This is a genomic window from Streptomyces sp. NPDC043861, from assembly GCF_056435905.1.
On the sequence record NZ_JBWKDP010000005.1, the window covers coordinates 488,606 to 507,053 of the forward strand.

Consider the following 18,448-nt stretch of genomic DNA (forward strand, 5'->3'; position numbering starts at 1 on the left):
GTCCGGTGCGTGCGTACCGGGGCACGCGAGCCCGGCCAGTGCTGTGACCGGATCGGTTTGCCGGGATCCGAACGAGAGGCCCTATGCCTCCCGGGACCGCGCCCTGGTCCTCGCCACGAAGCCCAGCGCGATGTCGGCCACCAGGAACACCAGCAGGCTGATGCCCAGCAGGGGGATGAACCAGCCCACCACGGTGGTCACCGCGGCCAGCGGCAGCAGCGCCGTCACCGGCGCCTTCCGCCACGCGCCCCGGGGCATCGGCCGGCCCGCGCTCAGCTTCCGTTCCTTCGTCGGCCTGCGCAGCCACCACATGCGGTAGCCCCAGACGATGAGGAGGACGAGAGCGACGGCGAGGGCCGCGAGGGCGAGCTGGTTGGCGAGGCCGAAGGTGTATCCCATGTGGACGTCGATGCCGAAGCGGGTCAGCTTGGCGAGCAGCGGGTAGTCCGCGAAGCGCAGCGTGTCCATGACCTGTCCGTCGGCCGGGTCGACGGCGACGGAGTCGAGGTGCACCGGGAACTCCCGGTCGCGCTCCTTGACGACGTATCCCTGGCCCTCGGCGGGCATGGTGATCTGGATCTGGTCGTCGACTCCCTCGGCGCGGGCGGCCTCGACCACCTTGTCGAGACCGACGTCCGGGCCGGCAGCGGGCCCGGGCTTGTCGTGGCCGGCGCCATGCCCCTCGTGGCCACCTCCCTCGCCGGTGCCGTCGAGGGAGGCGGAGACGTTCGGGGTGGCTCCGCCGAGCTGGGTCTGGATCTTGTCGATGTTGGCACCCGCGTACGTCGACCAGGTCAGGCCGGTGGCGGAGAGCACAACGAGACCGATGACGGCCCAGAGACCGATGGAACCGTGCCAGGACAGGGTCCTGCGGCGGCCGGTGGCGGCGCGGTCGGGCACGAACAGCGCCTTGCGCGCCGCCCGCTTGCGCCCGATCCACAGGAGCAGGCCGCCGAGGGCGACGACCCACATCCAGCTCGCGGCCATCTCGCTGTAGAGCCGGCCGGTCTCACCGAGCTGGAGGTTCGAGTGGAGTCCCGACAGCCAGGTGCGTATCGGCAGCGCGTCGCCCGAGGTCTCCAGTTCGCCGCGCACCTTGCCTGTGTAGGGGTCGACGAAGACCGTGAGGTTCTTCTCCTCGGCGACCCGGGGGCTCTGCATCAGGACCCGGGTGGTCGCGCCGTCCTCGTACGAGGGCCACACGGCGGTCACCGTGCCCTGCGGATGGGCCTCGCGGGCGGCGGCGACCTGGGTGTCGAGCGGGATGGTGCGCTCGCCGACGTCGGTGGTCAGTTCATGACTGTAAAGGATCTTCTCGGCCGGCAGGGAGAGCGCGTACAGCAGTCCGCTGGCGGCGGCGAGGAGAAGGAGCGGGGCGACGAGAACGCCCGCGTAGAAGTGGATGCGCAGCACGAGCGGGCGCAGCGCGCTCCACAGGGAGGTGGGGGTGGCAGTGGTGTCGGTTCTCGAACCGGTCGTCGGCTCTTCCGGCTTGACGGAGTCGTCAATGGCCATGGCTGTCCTAGGAGTCTGTGCACGTTGACATGGGGAGGGCGGTCCCCGGGTCAGACGTTCGCTCCGGGGGCCGTGGCATGGGGGACGGAAAGCGCGGGAGGCCCTCGCCGCGAGAGCGCATGGGCGGGGACGACGGCGTGGAGGCGCCGGGTGCGCGGACGCGGGCGTACCGGGTGCGGGAGTTCCGGCACTCGTACGGCCGTGAGCAGAAGGCGCAGTGGTGCGAAAGCGAGGGTGCCCACCGTGCGGGCGAGCCGGAAGAAGGCTGCCTCGCCGTGCGCCAGCCAGAGCGCGCACACGGCAGCGCCGATGACATGCACAGCGAGCATGCTGGTGGAAGGGGCAGGACCAGTGGTGACACTCGCCATGGCTTCGGCCGCCATGGGGTCCCCGTCGATGGTGCCGGCGCCCATGTTGTGAGCCTCGAGGCCGTGTGACTGAGTGGTGCGTTCATCGGAGCCCGAGAACAGCAGATGCAGCCCACCCTGCACGGCCACAAGTGCCGTGCCGATACAGGCTGCGCCCCTGCGCCTCGTCCCTGCGAGCCAGGCGGCGATCCCGCTCACGCCGAACGCGCCGACGAGAACCAGGGCCGGGAGGTCATGCCCGGACATGGACGAATGCCCCATGGCAGCCAACGCCGTGCATACCGCCGCGAATAGTGCGGCTCGCAGGGCGCGTATCGGCGACCGGGTATCCGTCATGTCCGGGACATCGTGCCATCCCGTCCGCCCGGAACGGCAGACGGGTGCACCCGCCGGATTCTTCCGGGAGCGGAAAAGCTGTCGTCAGGACCGTCGGAACGGCAGAGTCCTGATCATGAAACTTCTGGTATTGGGCGGGACGGAGTTCGTGGGACGGGCGGTCGTGGACACGGCGCTCGCACGCGACTGGCAGGTGACGGTTTTCCACCGTGGGCAGCACAAGGCGCCGGAGGGTGTGTCCGTGCTGCACGGCGACCGGGAGGCCCCGGACGGGCTCAAGGCACTCGCCGATGCGGACGACGAGTGGGACCTGGTGGTCGACACATGGTCGTTCGCACCCTCCGCCGTGCAGAAGGCGGCGCGGCTGCTCGCGGACCGTGCGGCGCGCTATGCGTATGTGTCCAGCCGCTCGGTCTACGCATGGCCACCTGCCGCAGGGCTCGACGAGACCGGTGCCGTGGTGGAGGGCGCGTCGGCCGATGCCGGCCCCACCGACTACGCCCACGACAAGCTGGGCGGTGAACTCGCCGCGGTCGAGGCCTTCGGCGAGGGCCGTTCGCTGCTGGCGCGGGCAGGCCTGATCCTCGGCCCCTGGGAGAACGTGGGCCGACTGCCCTGGTGGCTGAACCGGGTGGCACGGGGCGGTCCGGTGCCGGCGCCGGGGCCCCACGATCTGCCGCTGCAGTACATCGACGCGCGCGACCTGGCCGAGTGGATGCTCCATGCGTCGCAGCAGGGACTGTCCGGCGCGTACAACCTGGTCAGCCCGTCCGGACACACCACCATGGGCGAGCTGCTGGAGACATGCGTCCGGGTGACCGGGGCGGACGCGGAGCTGCGCTGGCTGGACGAGGCGACGATCGCCGCGGCCGGGGTCGAACCCTGGACGGACCTGCCGATCTGGGTCCCGCGCAGCGAGGGGTACGACGCGATGCACTGTGCGGATGTGTCGAAGGCCCTGGCCGCGGGGCTGCGTTGCCGCCCTGTCGAGGAGACGGTCGCGGACACTTGGGCGTGGCTGCAGTCCCTCGACGGCCCTCCTCCGCTGCGCACGGTCCGGAGCCACGCGGGTCTCTCCGCCGAGCAGGAGAAGGCTTTGATTCCCGGTTCCTGACCGCGATTCGCTGTACCTGCCCGACGGCGGTTCGCAGTACCTGACGGCGGTTCGCACGCCGGTGGGACAGCCGACCGTCTGCGGGGCGACGGCCTGGTCCCGGCCGTCGCCCCGCAGACTGCGGTGCCGCGGACGAGCCGGATCCGGATCCGGACGTGTGGGGACTCGAGCGATCTCATTCGTTGCGCCCGTTTTGCGAATGGAGATTGCTACGAAAACCAACTCCGTTTGAACGGTATGGGTTTGAGGTGCGTATGGAACGTCGCGTTACTCCCCCCCGGGATTGGAGTTCCATGGGACGCACATCACGCAAACGCTCAACGCTGGCAAACCGAGCGATCGCTGCCTCGGCTGCCCTCATTCTGGGCGGGGGTGGGCTGGTAGCGGTCAATTACTACGCATCCGCAGGAGAAGGCTGGACCAGTCAGACTCCGGCCCAGACGAAGAATTCGTGGCAGACGGTCTCGACCATCAACTGCCCGGATGTCGGCAATGAAATCCCCGAAGTCCCCCAAGGGGTACGCGGATCGGTGGACCGCCAACTGGCCACTCTGGACACCCAGATCACCACGGCCTACAAGCGGTTCGCCGACAACAGGGAGCGGGTCCAGAGCAGCCGCAGCTACGGCGAGCAGCAGATCCTCACTCCGCTGAAGAACGAGCGGCTGGTGATCATCCAGCGGATCATCGCGCTCCTCCAGCAACAGCAGGCCGCCAAGCCGCAGGGCCTCGAGCAAATGGCCTCGTGCACGCTGCAGGGCGATGAGAACGGCGGCAACCAGGGGCAGGACGGCGGCCAGAACCAGGACGGCGGTCAGAACCAGGGCGACAACCAGGGCCAGGACGGCGGCCAGAACCAGGACGGCGGCCAGGACCAGGGCGACAACCAGGGCCAGGACGGCGGCCAGGACCAGGGCGGCGAGCAGAACCAGGGCGGCCAGGCGGGCAATGGCCCCGAGGCTTCCGACTTCGTCGACATCCAGTCCGTGCAGCCGAACGTCCAGAACCCCCGCAAGCTGCGGAACGCCTCCCGGGGCACGTTCACCACGGACTGCGGAACGAACCAGAACGGCAAGTTCAACCCGGACAACGTGATCGTCGCGCCCGGTGTGAGCAATGGCGCACACCATATGCACGACTACGTCGGCAACCAGGCCAATGACGCCTTCGCCAGCGACGACGACCTCGCCAACGGCGCCACCACATGCCGCAACCAGGGCGACAGGTCGACCTACTACTGGCCCGTGCTGCGCGTGCAGAACGGACAGGACGAGAACGACGCCCAGGCCGACGGCGGCGGCAAGGACAAGAACGTCGGCGAGATCCAGACTCCGGCCCAGGTCACGCTGAACTTCGTCGGAAGCCCGGTCGGCAAGGTCACCGCGATGCCCCGCCTGCTGCGGATCATCACCGGCGACGCCAAGGCGTTCGTCAACGGCAATGCGAACGCCAATGCCTCCTGGAGCTGCACCGGGTTCGAGAACCGGCAGCTGAAGGACAAGTACCCGATCTGCCCCGAGGGCAGCAATGTGGTGCGTACGTTCAAGTTCCAGAGCTGCTGGGACGGTCAGAACACCGACAGTGCGAACCACCGCACGCACGTCGCGTTCGCCGACCAGAACGGGCGCTGCCAGAACGGCTTCAGGGCCATCCCGCAGCTGGTGCAGCGCATCGTGTACGACGTCCCGCCGCCGGTCTTCGACGGGGCCAACCCCAGCGTGTTCGCGGTCGACTCCTTCCCGGAGCAGCTGCACAAGCCGGTCACCGACCACGGCGACTTCATCAACGTCTTCGACCAGGGCCTGATGAACAAGGTGGTGAAGTGCATCAACGACGGCCGTAGGTGCCGTTGACCCGATCCGTCGAAAGGGCCCGCCGGAAAGTCCGGCGGGCCCTTTCGCCTGCCGGCGGCGGGCATCGTGTCAGTGCTGACGGCACGCGCGGGCGCTCCACCGCCGTTCCCGGTCGTCATGGGCAGGTGGTCCGGTTCCCGTACGGGCACCGGACCACCTGCGCGAATCCGGCCGGCCGAGGACGGCCGGAGTCACCGGAGCGCGGACCGACCGGACCAGGTCCTAGCCGGAGTGCCCTGAATGCCCCGAGTGCCCGGAGTGGTCCTTCGAGCCGCCGTCGTGGCCACCGCTGCCACCGCTGCCGCTGCCACCGCCGCTGCCCGAGTGCCCGTCGTGCGCGGCACCGGTCTCCACGGAGCCTCCGAGGCGGCCGCGCAGCGCCGTGACCACCTTCTCCTCGCCGCTCGCGACCCACTTCCTGCCCACGAGATAGACGCCGCCGTAGTCATTGGCCTCGTTGATCCACTCGCGCTGGCCGCGGTCGGTGGCGAAGGTGGTCAGCACATACCTGCCGTCCTCCGTCTTGCAGTTGGCCTGCCGCAGTTCCTTCGCATCCGTGGAGACGTTCGGCTTGCACGCGGCCTTGGCCGCCAGCTGCTCCAGAGTCCCCGTCGCCGTCTTCGGCACTTCGGACTTCTCGTCGTCCCCGCCGCAGCCGGTGAGGGCCGTGACGGCCGTCAGGGCGAGCGCGGCCAGGGCTATCGGGGTGCTTCGCCGTCGTTCCGTACGCATCCGGCCATCCTGCCCGCTCGGCACCCCGATGTCATGGGGAAGGCCGGGTAACGTGCGGCACGACGCACGGGCGGCGGCGTAGCAGATCCGTCGCCGTGTGCAGGTTTGGTGCCCCCTGCGTACCGCGTCGCGGCGTCGCCACGGGGGCGACAGCGACCGCATTGGCCGGTGACTACAGGACGATTCCCTCGTTCTGCCGCACGTGGCACCCAGGAACTCGCCCCCGCCGTCCCCGCATCCGTCGATATCGAGGAGGCCGAAGCAGCGCTCGTCGAGCACTATCCGCGCCTGGCTCGGATCGCGTATCTCGTGCTGCCCCCGTCCCTCGGCCGCAACCGCCGGGTGCTGACCGCGCACTCCGTGGTCCAGCGCTCACTGCCGCGCGGCAGGGCGGGGGCCGCGGGCAACGGGCAGTTCACTTCGCTCACCGCCTCCGGAGGGGTGCAGGGCAGCGCCCGGGGCAACCTGCTCGCCGTACGGGCTGCCCGCGGTGCAGAGGCAGAGCTGAGCGGCCGCCTCGACGACGGCACCCGCGCCGGTGCGCTGCGCTGAGCCGGGGAGCACGAGTCCTGGGCTCCGCACGATGTGCTGCACGGCTCTGTTCCGGCGGGCTGCCCCCTCAGTACATTGACGCCATGTCTAATACGCAGCCGGCACCGGCCGCGGTGGCGTCGGAGCACACCCCGCTGAAGGCCCGCAAGGTCTCCTTCGCCTGGGAGGAGACCCCTCTCCACTGGGTTCCCGGGGACCCGTTCACCACCCACACCATCAATGTGCTCCATCTGCTGCTCCCGGCGGGCGAGCGATGGTTCGTCCATGTGTACAAGCAGGTACTGCCGCACATCCACGACGACCGGCTGCGCGAGGACGTCATCGGTTTCATCGGTCAGGAGGCCGTGCACTCGCAGGCCCACGACGACGTGCTGCCGCACCTCAAGGCGCTCGGGCTCGACCCGACGCCGTACACCGCCCAGGTCGACTGGCTCTTCGAGAAACTGCTGGGGGACCGGACACTGCCGCCCGGCAGGGCCCGTGAGTGGTGGCTCAAGGAGCGCGTCGCGCTGATCGCGGCGATCGAGCACTACACGGCGTTCCTCGGCGACTGGGTGCTCAACGCCGGGGAACTGGACCGCTGTGGCGCCGACGCGACGATGCTGGACCTGCTGCGGTGGCACGGGGCAGAGGAGGTCGAGCACCGCTCGGTCGCCTTCGATCTCTTCATGCACGTCGACGGCAGCTACCGGCGCCGGGTGCGCACCTGGGCGACGGCCTTCTCGACGCTTGTCTTCCTCTGGCAGCGCGGCACCCGCTTCTTCATGGAGCACGACCCCTCCCTGACCGATGGCAGGGCGACCTTCGCCGACTTCCACCGGGCCGGGAACCGGGGCGTGCTGCCGTCCACACCAGCCATGCTGCGCTCGATCCCGCGCTATCTGAGCCGCACGTACCACCCGTCCCAGGAGGGCAGTACGTCCCAGGCCCTGGCGTACCTGGCCAACTCCCCCGGTGCGAACGGGGGTCGCTGAGATGTCCCGTCTCCGTGCGGCCGTCGTCGTTGCCGCGGCCGCGCTGCTTGCCAGGCGGGCCGTGCGCCGTCGCATCACGGTCTCCCCGCTGTGGCCGATGCCGGCGCTGGCGGAGCCGGTCTCGGGGCAGGGCCGCGCGCGCCGCCGGGCACCGTCGCACCGTGTCCTGGTCACCGAACGTGCCTCCCCCGCCGACGACGTCGTCCTGCTCCGTCTCGAGAGCCCGGATCTGCCGTCCTGGGAACCCGGTGCGCACGTCGACGTGGTCCTGCCGTCGGGACTCGTGCGGCAGTACTCGCTGTGCGGACTCCCGGCCGACTCCGGTGCGTACACGATCGCCACGCGCGTCGTCGAGGACGGCCGCGGCGGCTCGCTCGAGGTGCGTGAACAGCTCCACGAAGGCACGGAGATCGAGATCCGCGGCCCGCGCAACCGCTTCCCGCTGATCGCGGCCGGGTCCTATGTGTTCGTCGCGGGCGGCATCGGCATCACCCCCGTTCTGCCGATGGTGCGGGCTGCGGAGGACGCAGGCGCCCACTGGCGGCTGCTCTACTGCGGCCGCAGCCGCGCGGCCATGCCGTTTCTCGGCGAACTCGGCGGGCTGGGCTCGGACGGCGATGCCATCACGGTCGTCGCGCAGGACGAGTCGGGGCACCCCGACCTCACCTTCCTGGAGAGCCTGCCGGTCGGAACGGCCGTGTACTGCTGTGGCCCGGAAGGCCTGATGAGCGAGGTCGCCGCGCGCCTTCCCCAGGGCCGGGAGCTCCACCTGGAGAGGTTCACGGCAACGACGGCCGCCCCGCCGGGCGGTGCCTTCGAGGTCGAACTGCGCCGATCCGGCCGTACGCTCACGGTGCCGGCGGACCGCTCGGTCCTCGCGGCCGTGCGCGACGAGCTGCCGGATGTCCCGTACTCCTGTCGGCAGGGCTTCTGCGGCACCTGCCAACAGCGGGTCCTGGAGGGCGAGGTGGACCACCGCGACGAGCTGCTCACGGATGCCGAACGGGACGACTCGATGCTGATCTGCGTCTCGCGCTGCCGCGGCGACCGGCTGGTGCTGGACCTCTGAGGCCCTTCAGGGCAGCAGCAGCCAGTCCGCCGCCAGCGCGGCCACCAGCCCGCCGCCCAGCAGCCAGGTGCCCAGCCGGGTCCGGCCGTGGCGGCTGAGTTCGATGACAACTCCGCACAGGATCATGGCCAGTCCGTACACGCCGACCACCAGGACGGACGTGCGGCTGGCCAGCCGCACCGCAAGGACCGCCGCCAGCGCCACGAGCAGAACCGAGGCGGCGGTGATGCGCAGTGTCCTGGCCTGGCGTGGGGTCATGCCCTCGCGCGCTGCGGGCTCCGGTTCCGCTTCGGGCCACGGTACGGGCTCCGCTGCGGGCTCCGGTACCGATGCGGGCTCCGGTACCGGGGCCGCCTCCGGTACCGGGGCTTCCTGGTCAGATGCGGTCATATCACCGGAGCGTATCGGACGCCGACCGAGGGCCGCCCGTTAGGCTGTTCGCATGACGACCGGGGTACGCCGCAGGATGGGCGTCGAGGAGCGCAGGCAACAGCTGATCGGAGTGGCGCTGGATCTGTTCAGCGGCCGCTCCCCCGACGAGGTGTCCATCGACGAGATCGCGGCCGCCGCAGGAATCTCACGCCCGCTCGTCTACCACTACTTCCCGGGGAAGCAGAGCCTGTACGAGGCCGCGCTGCGCCGCGCGGCCGACGAGCTGGCCGAGCGGTTCATGGAGAGGCACGAAGGGCCCCTCGGCGGACGGCTGCTGCGTGTCATGCGCCGGTTCTTCGACTTCGTGGACGAGCACGGGCCGGGTTTCTCCGCCCTGATGCGCGGTGGACCGGCTGTCGGCTCCACCACCACCAACGCCATGATCGACGAGGTCCGCCAGGCGGCGTACGACCAGATCATGTCGCACCTCGGCATCACGCAACCCCCTGCGAGGCTGCGGCTGGTCGTACGGTCCTGGGTGTCGCTCGCCGAGTCGACGGCGCTGATCTGGCTCGACGGACGCGAGATTCCGCGCGCCGAACTGGAGCTCCAGCTGGTGCACGACTTCGCGGCGCTGGTGGCAGTGCCTGCGGCGTACGACGGCGAGATGGCCGACGTACTTCTGCGCATCCTCTCGGACGAGCCCGCCGACGGCCCCCTCGGCGACCTGATCGGCCGGATGGCGGCACTCGTACCGCCTGCGGCAGGAGTGCCCGGGCAGCGCGCCTGAAACCGCCGGCCGGCGGTCCGGGCGCGCTGCCCCGTGCGGACTGCGGGGATCAGCCCTTCTCGAAGACGGCCACCGTGCGGGCCGGGACGGTGAAGGTCCCGGAACCCTGCTCGTACGACGCCGACTTCACCACTGCGTCGGAACCGCCGGCCTGCCGGGAGTGCAGGGCGTACGCCGTCCCGGCCAGCGCTTCGACCCGCTGGCTCTGCTGCTCCGGCGTGGCGTTCAGGACCACCGCCAGATCGCCGAGGCGCATGGTGATCACGCCCGGCGTCTCGTCCTTGCCGGACAGCGGGAAGGACAGCGCCGACTGCACCTGGTCCGCCGTGCCGAGCCCGAACACCGGCTCACTCGCGCGGATGCTCAGCAGATCCCGGTACGCCGAGGCGGCTCCGGAGATCTCCGTGCAGCCCGGCTTCAGCGCAGGAGCGGTCAGCAGCGGCCTGGCGAAGGGCCACTTCGCCTTGTTGTCCGCGGCAGGCGGCAGGCCCCGGCCGAATCCGTTGCCGTCACGGCAGTCCCAGTGGATGGCGTTGAACCAGTCGCCGCTGTCGTAGGAGTTGCGGTCCAGCGACTTCGAGCGGAGCAGGTCCGAGCCCGCCTGGGACAGCGCGGGACCCTGGGACAGGGCCGCCGTGGCCATGGCGAGTACCTGCATGCGTGCCCGGTCGGCCGCGGGGACGGACGGCGGCAGCTTGAACGCGAGCGCGTCGTACAGGCTCTCGTTGTCATGGGCGTCCGCGTAGGCGAGCGCATCACCCGGGGCCGTGGCGTAGCCGGCCGGTGAACCGTTGTAGTCCACGTCCGAGCCCTTGACCCTGCGCCCGAGGGTGTCGGTGAACGTGTACGACGCGAGATTGCCGGACAGCCCGACCTTGATCAGGTCCTGGTAGTGGAGCAGCCGGGCCCTCTGCTCGGCCAGGGTGCCGTTGGCCTTCGAGGTGTTGGGATCGGTGTACAGACCGGAGGCGAAGCCCTGGACGCCCGGGTCCTCGTCGAAGGGGCCGCCGCCGCGGACGGCGTCCCGGGCCCGGTCGGAGAACGTGGCGATGCCGGTACCCGCCATGTTCTTCTGCGTCGCCTGGACGAAGCGGGCGTCGTCGGCGATCTCGCCGAAGTTCCAGCCCTCCCCGTACAGGACGATGCTCTTCCCGTCCACGCCGTCCTTCGCCACGGTCAGCGCGTCCAGGGCCTTGCGCACGGCGAGGATGTTGGCCTTCGGATGGTGGCCCATGAGGTCGAAGCGGAAACCGTCGACCTTGTAGTCCCGGGCCCAGGTGACGACCGAGTCCACGACGAGCTTGCCCATCATGGCGTTCTCGGGCGCGGTGTTGGCGCAGCAGGTGGACGTCGCCACACTGCCGTCGGCGAGCAGCCGCTGGTAGTAGCCGGGCACGATCCGGTCCAGCACGGACTTGTCGTCCTGACCGCTCGCGACGGTGTGGTTGTAGACGACGTCCATGACCGTGCGCAGTCCGGCGCCGTTCAGGCCCTGCACCATGCGCCGGAACTCGACCGTGCGGCGCGTGCCGTCGGGGTCGGAGGCGTACGAGCCCTCCGGAACGGTGTAGTGCAGCGGGTCGTAGCCCCAGTTGTACGCGTCCTTCGCGGCGGCCGCCGCGACACACGCCTGCTGTTCCTCGGAGTCCGGCGCGTAGACCTTCGGATCACAGGCGGGCCGGTCCTGCTCCGACTTCTTCTCGGGGATGGTCCCGATGTCGAAGGCGGGCAGCAGATGGACGTACGAGGTGCCGCTGTCCGCGAGGGCCTTGAGGTGCTTCATCCCGGCGGATTCGCGGTCGGTGAAGGCCAGATAACCACCCGGGTGCTTCGATGTCCGGTCGGCGACCGAGAAGTCGCGGATGTGCAGCTCCTGGATCTGGGCGTTGCGCAGCGGCGCGGCGGCGGGCTTCCGCAGTCCGGTCCAGCCCTTGGGGGCGAGCTTCGGGTCGGCCAGGTCGACGACGAGGCTGCGGGCGGAGTCGGTCGTCAGCGCAGTGGAGTAGGGGTCGGTGACCTTGTTGGTGACCAGCTTCCGGACGCTGGGCGCCCAGACGTTCACCGCATAGCGGTAGGGCTTTCCGCGCCAGCTCGACGGGCCGGTGACCGACCAGACACCGGACGCGTCGTCGCGGCGCATGGGGACGGTCCTCCCGTCGACTTCGAGAGAGACCTTCCGCGCGGTCGGGGCCCAGAGGGACAGGGTCGGGCGGCCCTTGCGGAACACCGGGCCGAGCGTGGCACCCGTGGCCTTCGCCGCGTACAGGTCGTCGAGCACGCCCGGGATCTGTACGCCGGTCGCGGCGAGCAGGGCCCCGTTGGCGGCGCGCTGGGTGGCGATGAGCTGGCCGCGCAAGGATTCCTGGACGCGGTCGCGGTCGCGCGGGTCGACCGTGAAGGCCGGGTACTCCTTGAGATGCGGGTACTTCGCCCGTTGGGCGTCGGTCAGCGCGGCCGGGGTGAGGCGGAGCCACCGCCCCTCTTCGCTCAGCGCCCCGTCGACCACCTCGATACCGCCGCCGGGCGCGTACACGAGTTGCTGGCTGGTGGCTTCGGTGGCCTTCACCTTCCACACGACGGTGTTCCGGTCGATGAACTGCGCCTCGGCCTTGGCCAGGTCCAGCGAGGGTGCTCCGCCGGTCTGCGGGAGGAGGTACTTCGGCTGTCCTGCCAGCAGCCACACCTCGCGGCCGTGGGTGCCGAACGACAGCGACTGGTCGGTCGGCAGGTCCTTCTGGTCGCCCTTGTGGAGGATGTAGCTGAGCGAGGTGGCGCCCTCGGCCAGCGGGACCTCGAAGGTCACCCCGTAGGCGTCCTGACGTACGGGCATCAGCGGCTTGGACCAGTCGGTGGGCTGTGCGGCGCCCGTCCAGGTGTGCAGGCCCCAGCCGTCGTAGTCACCTCCCCCGGAGCCTTCGGTACCCCCGGGCCGCTGGTAGTGCAGTACGGCCTTGCTCTTGTCCTGGGGCGGGTAGGCGCCGTCGGGCGCAGTTTCGGACTGGCCGTCCTGGCCCTGCGTGATCCAGACCTCGCCGGTGCGGGCGAGGGTGATGCTTCGCTGGGGCGCGTCGGCAGTGCCGTTCTTCTCCACGGTGTACGGGACCGTCGACGCACCCTCGGGGACCTTGACCCAGGCGAAGGCGCCGAAGGCGTCCCGGCCGGTGAACGCGGCCACGGTCCCGGCGGCCTTCAGCTGCACGCCGTCGTAGTCGCCTCCCCCGGAGCCTCCGGCCTGGGAGGTGCCCCCGGTGCGCCTGTAGTGGACGACGGCGTACGTCCGCTCCACGGCCGTCGGCTTCTCGGGCGGCGGGACCTGGCCCGCGGTGGAGGTGGCCAGGGCGCTCGCGGTGCGGCCGAGGCTGTCCACGACGACCGCTTTGTAGCGCAGGGCGGTACCGGCGGGAGCTGTGATGTGCTGGGTGACCTTGTACGGGGCGTGGTCGGCGGTGCCGAGGGTGCGCCACTTGCCGTTGCCCACCTGTGCGGCGAAGACGACCCTGCCCAGCGGCCCGCCATCGGCATCGGCGGAGATCTCGACGGTGCCGGTGGCTCCGGGGGCCGGGGCCTTCAGCGTCAGGGAGGGCTTGGCCGTGGGGGCCGCCAGGGGCTTGTTCGCGCGCAGCACCAGCGACGACAGCGCGGGCACGGTGACGGTGATCCTGCCGTCGGTGGCGCGGACGGATCCCGAACCGCCGTACAGGACACGGAAGTCCGCGGCGTCCACGGGCAGGGTCACGGTCTTCTCGGTCGTGGCGTTGTTGACGGCGACGACGTGTTCGGTGCGCTGCTTCGCGTCCGTCCGGGAGAAGGCGTACACGGATTTGTCGGCGTACCGCTCCTGCTGGACGCCGTCGCGCAGTGCCGGGTGCTCACGGGTGAGTTTCGAGAGCGCCGCGATCGAGCGGTAGACGGGGTGCGTGGTGTCGTAGGCGTCGTCGGCATGCGTACGGTCCGTACCCAGCTGGTCGTCGTCCAGATAGTCCGGCGTCTTCGAGGCGAAGAGGGTCTGGCGGGCATCCTTGTCGCCGCCCGCGCCGGTGAAGCCCTGCTCGTCGCCGTAGTAGACCACCGGGTTGCCGCGGCTGAGGAACATCAGCTCATTGGCGAGGCGGGCACGCTTCAGCAGTTCGGCGTCGTCCGCGTCCGGGTTGTCCTGCTCGAGGAACGTCCCGATGCGGCCCATGTCGTGGTTGCCGAGGAAGGTCACCTGCTCATAGGCGTTGGCCTTGTCGGTGGTGTACCGGTGGTCCTCGGCGAAGACGCGGGCGAGACGGCCGGCGTCGGCGCCCTGCGAGGCATAGGCGCGGGCCGCGTCCTGGAAGGGGAAGTCGAGTGTGGCATCGAGACGTCCACGGGTGACGTACGGCGAGGTGACAGCCGTGTCGGCGGAGTAGACCTCACCGAACATGAAGAAGTCGTCCCGGCCGCGCCCGGCGGCGTAGGCGTCGAGCGCGGTGGCCCACTGGGTCCAGAAGTCCATGTCGACGTGCTTGACCGTGTCGATACGGAAGCCGTCTATCCGGAAGTCGCGGACCCACTTCTCGTAGATCTTCCGCATGCCGTCGACGACTTCGGGGCGCTCGGTCCACAGGTCGTCGAGGCCGACGAAGTCCCCGTATTCCGCGCTCTCGCCCGCCCAGGTGGAGTCGCCCCGGTTGTGGTACATCGTGGGGTCGTTGAGCCAGGCCGGGACCTTGGTGACGCTTCCCGCGCCCTTGACCGGGGTGTAGGGGAAGGAGTCCTGGTCCACCTCCCCGACCGTGGTGCGGTCGTCGAAGGGCCGGCCGTCCTTGTCGAGGTAGGGGTAGGCCCCCTTGGGGCGGTAGCCGTACTTCTTCTCCGCGTAGTCGACGGTGTCCGCGGTGTGATTGGTGATCACGTCGAAGAAGACCTTCATGCCCTTGGCATGGGCCTTGTCGATCAGCTTCGAGAGGTCGGCGTTGGTGCCGAAGTGGGGGTCGACCTGGGTGAAGTCGGTGATCCAGTAGCCGTGGTAGCCGGCCGAGGCGTCCTTTCCCGTCCCCTGCACCGGCCGGTTCTTGAAGATCGGTGCGAGCCAGATGGCCGTGGTGCCGAGGCCCTTGATGTAGTCGAGGCGCTGGGTCAGTCCCTTGAGGTCGCCGCCCTGGTAGAAGCCCTTGTCGGCCGGGTCGAACCCGGTCTCCGTCCGTGAACCGGTCAGCCCGCCGCGGTCGTTGGCACGGTCGCCGTTCGCGAACCGGTCCGGCAGCACGAAGTAGAACTGCTCCCGGGTCAGATCGTGGCGGGCGGGCTCCGCGGCGAGCTTCGCGTCGGACGGTGGGGGCACCTCCCAGGCGAAGCTCTGGGGGAGCGCGGGCGGCTTCGCCGCTGCGGCGGGTACGGCGGGCGCGAGCGCCGCGCACAGGGCTGCGGCCAGGGTGGCCGCGGTTGCTCTGCGCCTGCCGCGCAGGGGGCGTATCACAGGGGCTCTCCTTGTGAGGGTGACCGGGGAAGGGCGGGAAGAACGGTGTGCCGCTCCGCGCGCAGCGGGGTCGAGGGCGCGCGGAGCGGCAGTACAGGGGGCGTCGGGCCCGTCAGGGGCGCCAGGTGTCGTTGAGCGTGACCATGCCGCCCGAGGGCACCGTCGCCGTACGGTTGGCACCGCTCTCCCAGGTGACCGCGCCCGCGGCGTCCTTGCGGAGGTACTTGTACGCGAAGGACGTTCCGGCGGGCAGGCTGGCGTCGAGCTTCCAGACCGGGTAGCTCGCCGGGTCCAGCTTCAGCGCGCTGCCGGTGTTCCAGTTGCCGAGGGCCGCCTGGTCGCCGGTGACGTAGATGTTCTGGCCGGGCACCGTCGTGGCGTCGACGCCGAAGGACGCCCCCGTGGCGCCCGTCGAACCACCGCAGTTCCTCGCGCCCGCGTGCAGCGCGACGGCGGTGTTGGCGCCCAGGGTGCGGGTGAACTGGCCCGCGCCATTGACCGTGACGCCCGTACCGGACTGGACGTCGCAGTAGTCGCCGGCGGGCAGCGAGGTCTGGAACGTCCTTGTCAGCGGCGACGCTTCGTGGTTGATGGCCACGTAGGCCTTGTTGCCGCGTCCGAAGGCGATGGCGTCCGCGCCGTTGTCCCACCAGTTCGTGACGCCCTGACCGCGGGCCACGTTCCGGAAGGCGACCATCGACGAGATCTCGCGCCAGGCGTGCTGGCACTTCCAGCCGTCGCGATAACAGGCGTTGACCGTACCGCCGTTCGGCGGGCCTGCCTCCTTGTCGGACCATTCGTACCCGGAGTGGACGTCTGGGGATCCGTACGGCCAGGCCAGCATGAAGACGTTCGCCAGGGTGTAGTCGGCGCCGTCCTTGTAGTTGAGGGTGTCGCCGACGCGCTCGGTGTCGTGGTTGTCGACGAAGACGGCCGACTGGCCGCCCGGCATGTAGCCCCAGCCCTCGCCGTAGTTCTTCAGATGGGCGAGGTTTTCGCTGCCGAAGACCCGCTTGAGGTCACGGGCGTAGCGGAACTCCTGCACATCGCCGTTGGCCAGGTACTCGCTGGGCTGGACGGCCTCGCCGGCTCCGAAGATGGCCTCTTGCTTCCAGTAGGCATCGGGGCGGGTGAGCTTCGCCTTGATCGCGGCGAGGTCGGCAGCCGGCATGTGCTTGGCTGCGTCGATCCGGAAGCCGTCGACGCCCAGCGACAGCAGGTCGTTCATATAGCCCGCGATCTTCGTGCGGACGTACTCCTCACCGGTGTCGAGGTCGGCCAGCTGGACCAGTTCGCAGTTCTGGACGTTGGCACGGTCCTGGTAGTTGGTGATCTGCGCGGTGCAGTCGTCCATGTCCCAGGAGGAGTAGATGCCCGGATAGCCGTACTTGGTGTACGAGGAGCCGCCGGTGCCCGTGCCGCTGCCGGCTGCCATGTGGTTGATGACGGTGTCGGCGACGACCTTGACGCCCGCCGCGTGGCAGGCGTTCACCATCGCGGAGAACGCTGCGCGGTCGCCCAGCCGTCCCGCGATCCGGTAGCTGACGGGCTGGTAGGACGTCCACCACTGCCCGCCCTGGATGTGCTCCTGGGGCGGTGACACCTGGACGTATCCGTATCCGGCGGGGCCGAGTGTCTCGGTGCACGCACGGGCGACGGAGTCGAAGCGCCATTCGAACAGGACGGCGGTGACGTCCTTGGTACCGGGCGGGGCCGCCTGCGCGGCTCCCGGTGGCGCGATCACCACTGTCGCCGCCCCCGCCACGAGGGCGATGGCGGCGGCCAGGGACCTGCTGGCCATGTGTTCCTCCTGCGGCTCAGGAAGGGAGGGTGGGGGGTCGAGGGTCCGGATGGGGATTGAATGTTCTTGCTGCAAGGCTGCAAGACCCTCTGCGCAGGTGACCGTAGGCCCGAACGATTGCGCGGTCAACCTTCTGGACACACAGAGGAGATGTGCAGGACATCTCAATGAAAAAAATTGCAGCCGCCGGGGGCACCCGGCGGCTGCATCGTCATGGGCGGGATCAGCGCGACGGCCGCGCCGTCGACCCCCGCACCACCAGCTCCGGCTGGAAGACGTACTCGGTGCTCGGCACGGGATTGCCCCGGATCTCCTCCAGCAGCGCACCCACCGCCGCCGAAGCCATGGCCTGCACCGGCTGCCGCACCGTCGTCAGCGGAGGATCGGTGAAGGGGATGAGCGGCGAGTCGTCGTATCCGACCACGGACAGCTCACCCGGCACATCGAGCCCGCGCTCGCGGGCCGCCCTGATCACTCCGAGCGCCATCATGTCGCTGCCGCAGACGATGCCGGTGCATCCCTCGTCGATCAGTTCCGCGGCCGCGGCATGCCCCCCTTCGACGCTGAACAGCGTGTGCCGGACGTACCGCTCCGCGCCCGGACCCGCCGCCGCCAGGAAGCCCTCCGTCTTCCGCCGCGACGGAACGTACCGCACGGGCCCGACCGCGAGTCCTATGCGCTCATGGCCCAGCTCGGCCAGATGACGCACCGCCATGCCGGCGGCCATCTGGTCGTCGGTCGAGACGAAGGGTGCGGAGACCCGCTCGTTGTAGCCGTTGATCAGGACGAACGGCACCTTGCGGGCAGCGAGTTCGGCATAGCGGGCGGGGTCGGCCGAGGTGTCGGCGTGCAGCCCGGACAGGAACACGATGCCGTCGACGCCGCTCTCCTCCAGCTGCTCGACCAGCTCGTCCTCGGTCACCCCGCCGGGCTGCTTGGCACACAGCAGCGGTGTGTAACCGTGTCCGGCCAGCGCCTGCTCCACCACCTGCGCGAACGCGGGGAAGACCGGGTTGGTCAGCTCCGGCACCACCAGCCCGACGAGCCCGTCGCTGCGCCGTCGCAGCCGGACGGGACGCTCGTAGCCGAGGACGTCGAGGGCCGCGAGCACCCTGGTCCTGGTCGACGTGGAGACGCCCGGTTTGGCGTTGAGCACCCGGCTGACCGTGGCCTCGCTGACCCCCGACTGGGCCGCGATGTCGGCGAGCCGAGGGGCGGCCGCACTCGTGGCGCCCCTCGGCCTGGGGACCGTCACACCGTCCACCACACCGTGGTGTCCGCAGGCAGGACGACTTCGCCGCCGCCCGCGGCGTCGGCCGCCGTGCCCGCGCTCCCGACCGGCCCGCTGGCCAGGAGGAACGTGCCCGGAGCAGGGATCCGCACCGGCGTATCCGTGGTGTTGGTGGTGCAGACGAATCCGTCGCGGGCGAGGGTGAGGACGCCGTCGGGTGCGTCCAGCCAGGTCACGGTGTCGCCCGCGCCGAGGCCCGGGTGTTCGCGGCGGACGGCGAGTGCCGCCCGGTAGAGCT

At 70.1% G+C, this 18,448-nt stretch carries 13 protein-coding genes and 1 pseudogene; 6 read left to right on the forward strand and 8 right to left on the reverse strand.

Annotated features, from left to right (window positions below; translation table 11 throughout):
- Positions 1–81 precede the first annotated feature (81 nt).
- Together AC068D_RS15710 and AC068D_RS15715 are read right to left on the reverse strand one after the other, a co-directional pair.
- Positions 82–1,515, reverse strand: a complete 1,434-nt coding sequence (locus tag AC068D_RS15710; protein WP_478823566.1) for a PepSY-associated TM helix domain-containing protein — start codon at positions 1,513–1,515, stop codon at positions 82–84.
- 50 nt (positions 1,516–1,565) lie between these two features.
- Positions 1,566–2,129 carry a hypothetical protein gene (locus tag AC068D_RS15715; protein WP_478823567.1) on the reverse strand — a complete coding sequence of 188 codons (564 nt, stop codon included), beginning with the start codon at positions 2,127–2,129 and terminating at the stop codon, positions 1,566–1,568.
- A 205-nt stretch (positions 2,130–2,334) separates the two neighbouring features.
- On the opposite strand from AC068D_RS15715, the gene AC068D_RS15720 reads away from it, so the two are divergent.
- Together AC068D_RS15720 and AC068D_RS15725 are read left to right on the forward strand one after the other, a co-directional pair.
- Positions 2,335–3,333: an NAD-dependent epimerase/dehydratase family protein gene (locus AC068D_RS15720; RefSeq protein ID WP_478823568.1), complete on the forward strand. Its 999-nt coding sequence runs from the start codon at positions 2,335–2,337 to the stop codon at positions 3,331–3,333.
- Positions 3,334–3,626: 293 nt separating this feature from the next.
- Positions 3,627–5,186, forward strand: a complete 1,560-nt coding sequence (locus tag AC068D_RS15725; protein ID WP_478823569.1) for a DUF1996 domain-containing protein — start codon at positions 3,627–3,629, stop codon at positions 5,184–5,186.
- Between the two features lie 222 nt (positions 5,187–5,408).
- Here the strand turns inward: AC068D_RS15725 and AC068D_RS15730 are convergent, their stop codons facing one another.
- Positions 5,409–5,918, reverse strand: coding sequence for a hypothetical protein (locus AC068D_RS15730; protein WP_478823570.1), 510 nt, complete (start codon positions 5,916–5,918; stop codon positions 5,409–5,411).
- A gap of 168 nt (positions 5,919–6,086) precedes the next feature.
- Between AC068D_RS15730 and AC068D_RS15735 the strand changes: the two genes are divergently transcribed.
- The 3 genes from AC068D_RS15735 to AC068D_RS15745 all read left to right on the forward strand — a co-directional run bounded on the left by AC068D_RS15735 (position 6,087) and on the right by AC068D_RS15745 (position 8,513).
- Positions 6,087–6,470, forward strand: coding sequence for a hypothetical protein (locus AC068D_RS15735; protein ID WP_478823599.1), 384 nt, complete (start codon positions 6,087–6,089; stop codon positions 6,468–6,470).
- Positions 6,471–6,553: 83 nt separating this feature from the next.
- Positions 6,554–7,444 (forward strand): metal-dependent hydrolase, encoded by an 891-nt coding sequence (locus AC068D_RS15740; protein ID WP_478823571.1) that lies wholly within the window; start codon positions 6,554–6,556, stop codon positions 7,442–7,444.
- 1 nt (position 7,445) lies between these two features.
- A complete protein-coding gene (locus AC068D_RS15745; protein WP_478823572.1) occupies positions 7,446–8,513 on the forward strand; it encodes a PDR/VanB family oxidoreductase in 1,068 nt (355 codons plus the stop codon).
- Positions 8,514–8,519: 6 nt separating this feature from the next.
- Here AC068D_RS15745 and AC068D_RS15750 read toward each other — a convergent pair whose 3' ends face one another.
- Positions 8,520–8,903: a hypothetical protein gene (locus tag AC068D_RS15750; protein ID WP_478823573.1), complete on the reverse strand. Its 384-nt coding sequence runs from the start codon at positions 8,901–8,903 to the stop codon at positions 8,520–8,522.
- 52 nt (positions 8,904–8,955) lie between these two features.
- Here AC068D_RS15750 and AC068D_RS15755 point away from each other — a divergent pair, with 52 nt between their 5' ends.
- Positions 8,956–9,675: a TetR/AcrR family transcriptional regulator gene (locus AC068D_RS15755; protein WP_478823574.1), complete on the forward strand. Its 720-nt coding sequence runs from the start codon at positions 8,956–8,958 to the stop codon at positions 9,673–9,675.
- Between the two features lie 49 nt (positions 9,676–9,724).
- On the opposite strand, the gene pulA is transcribed toward AC068D_RS15755, so the two are convergent.
- From pulA to AC068D_RS15775, 4 genes and pseudogenes are all read right to left on the reverse strand, one after another.
- Positions 9,725–15,118 carry a pullulanase-type alpha-1,6-glucosidase gene (gene pulA, locus AC068D_RS15760; protein ID WP_478823575.1) on the reverse strand — a complete coding sequence of 1,798 codons (5,394 nt, stop codon included), beginning with the start codon at positions 15,116–15,118 and terminating at the stop codon, positions 9,725–9,727.
- A gap of 112 nt (positions 15,119–15,230) precedes the next feature.
- On the reverse strand, positions 15,231–16,919 hold the full coding sequence (locus AC068D_RS15765; protein ID WP_478823576.1) for a carbohydrate-binding module family 20 domain-containing protein: 1,689 nt from the start codon (positions 16,917–16,919) through the stop codon (positions 15,231–15,233).
- A 223-nt stretch (positions 16,920–17,142) separates the two neighbouring features.
- Complete coding sequence (locus AC068D_RS15770; protein ID WP_478823577.1) at positions 17,143–18,174, reverse strand: LacI family DNA-binding transcriptional regulator; 1,032 nt, start codon at positions 18,172–18,174, stop codon at positions 17,143–17,145.
- Positions 18,171–18,448 (reverse strand): annotated as a pseudogene (locus AC068D_RS15775) (alpha-glucosidase); the annotation flags it as partial. The pseudogene AC068D_RS15775 and the gene AC068D_RS15770, both read right to left, overlap by 4 nt.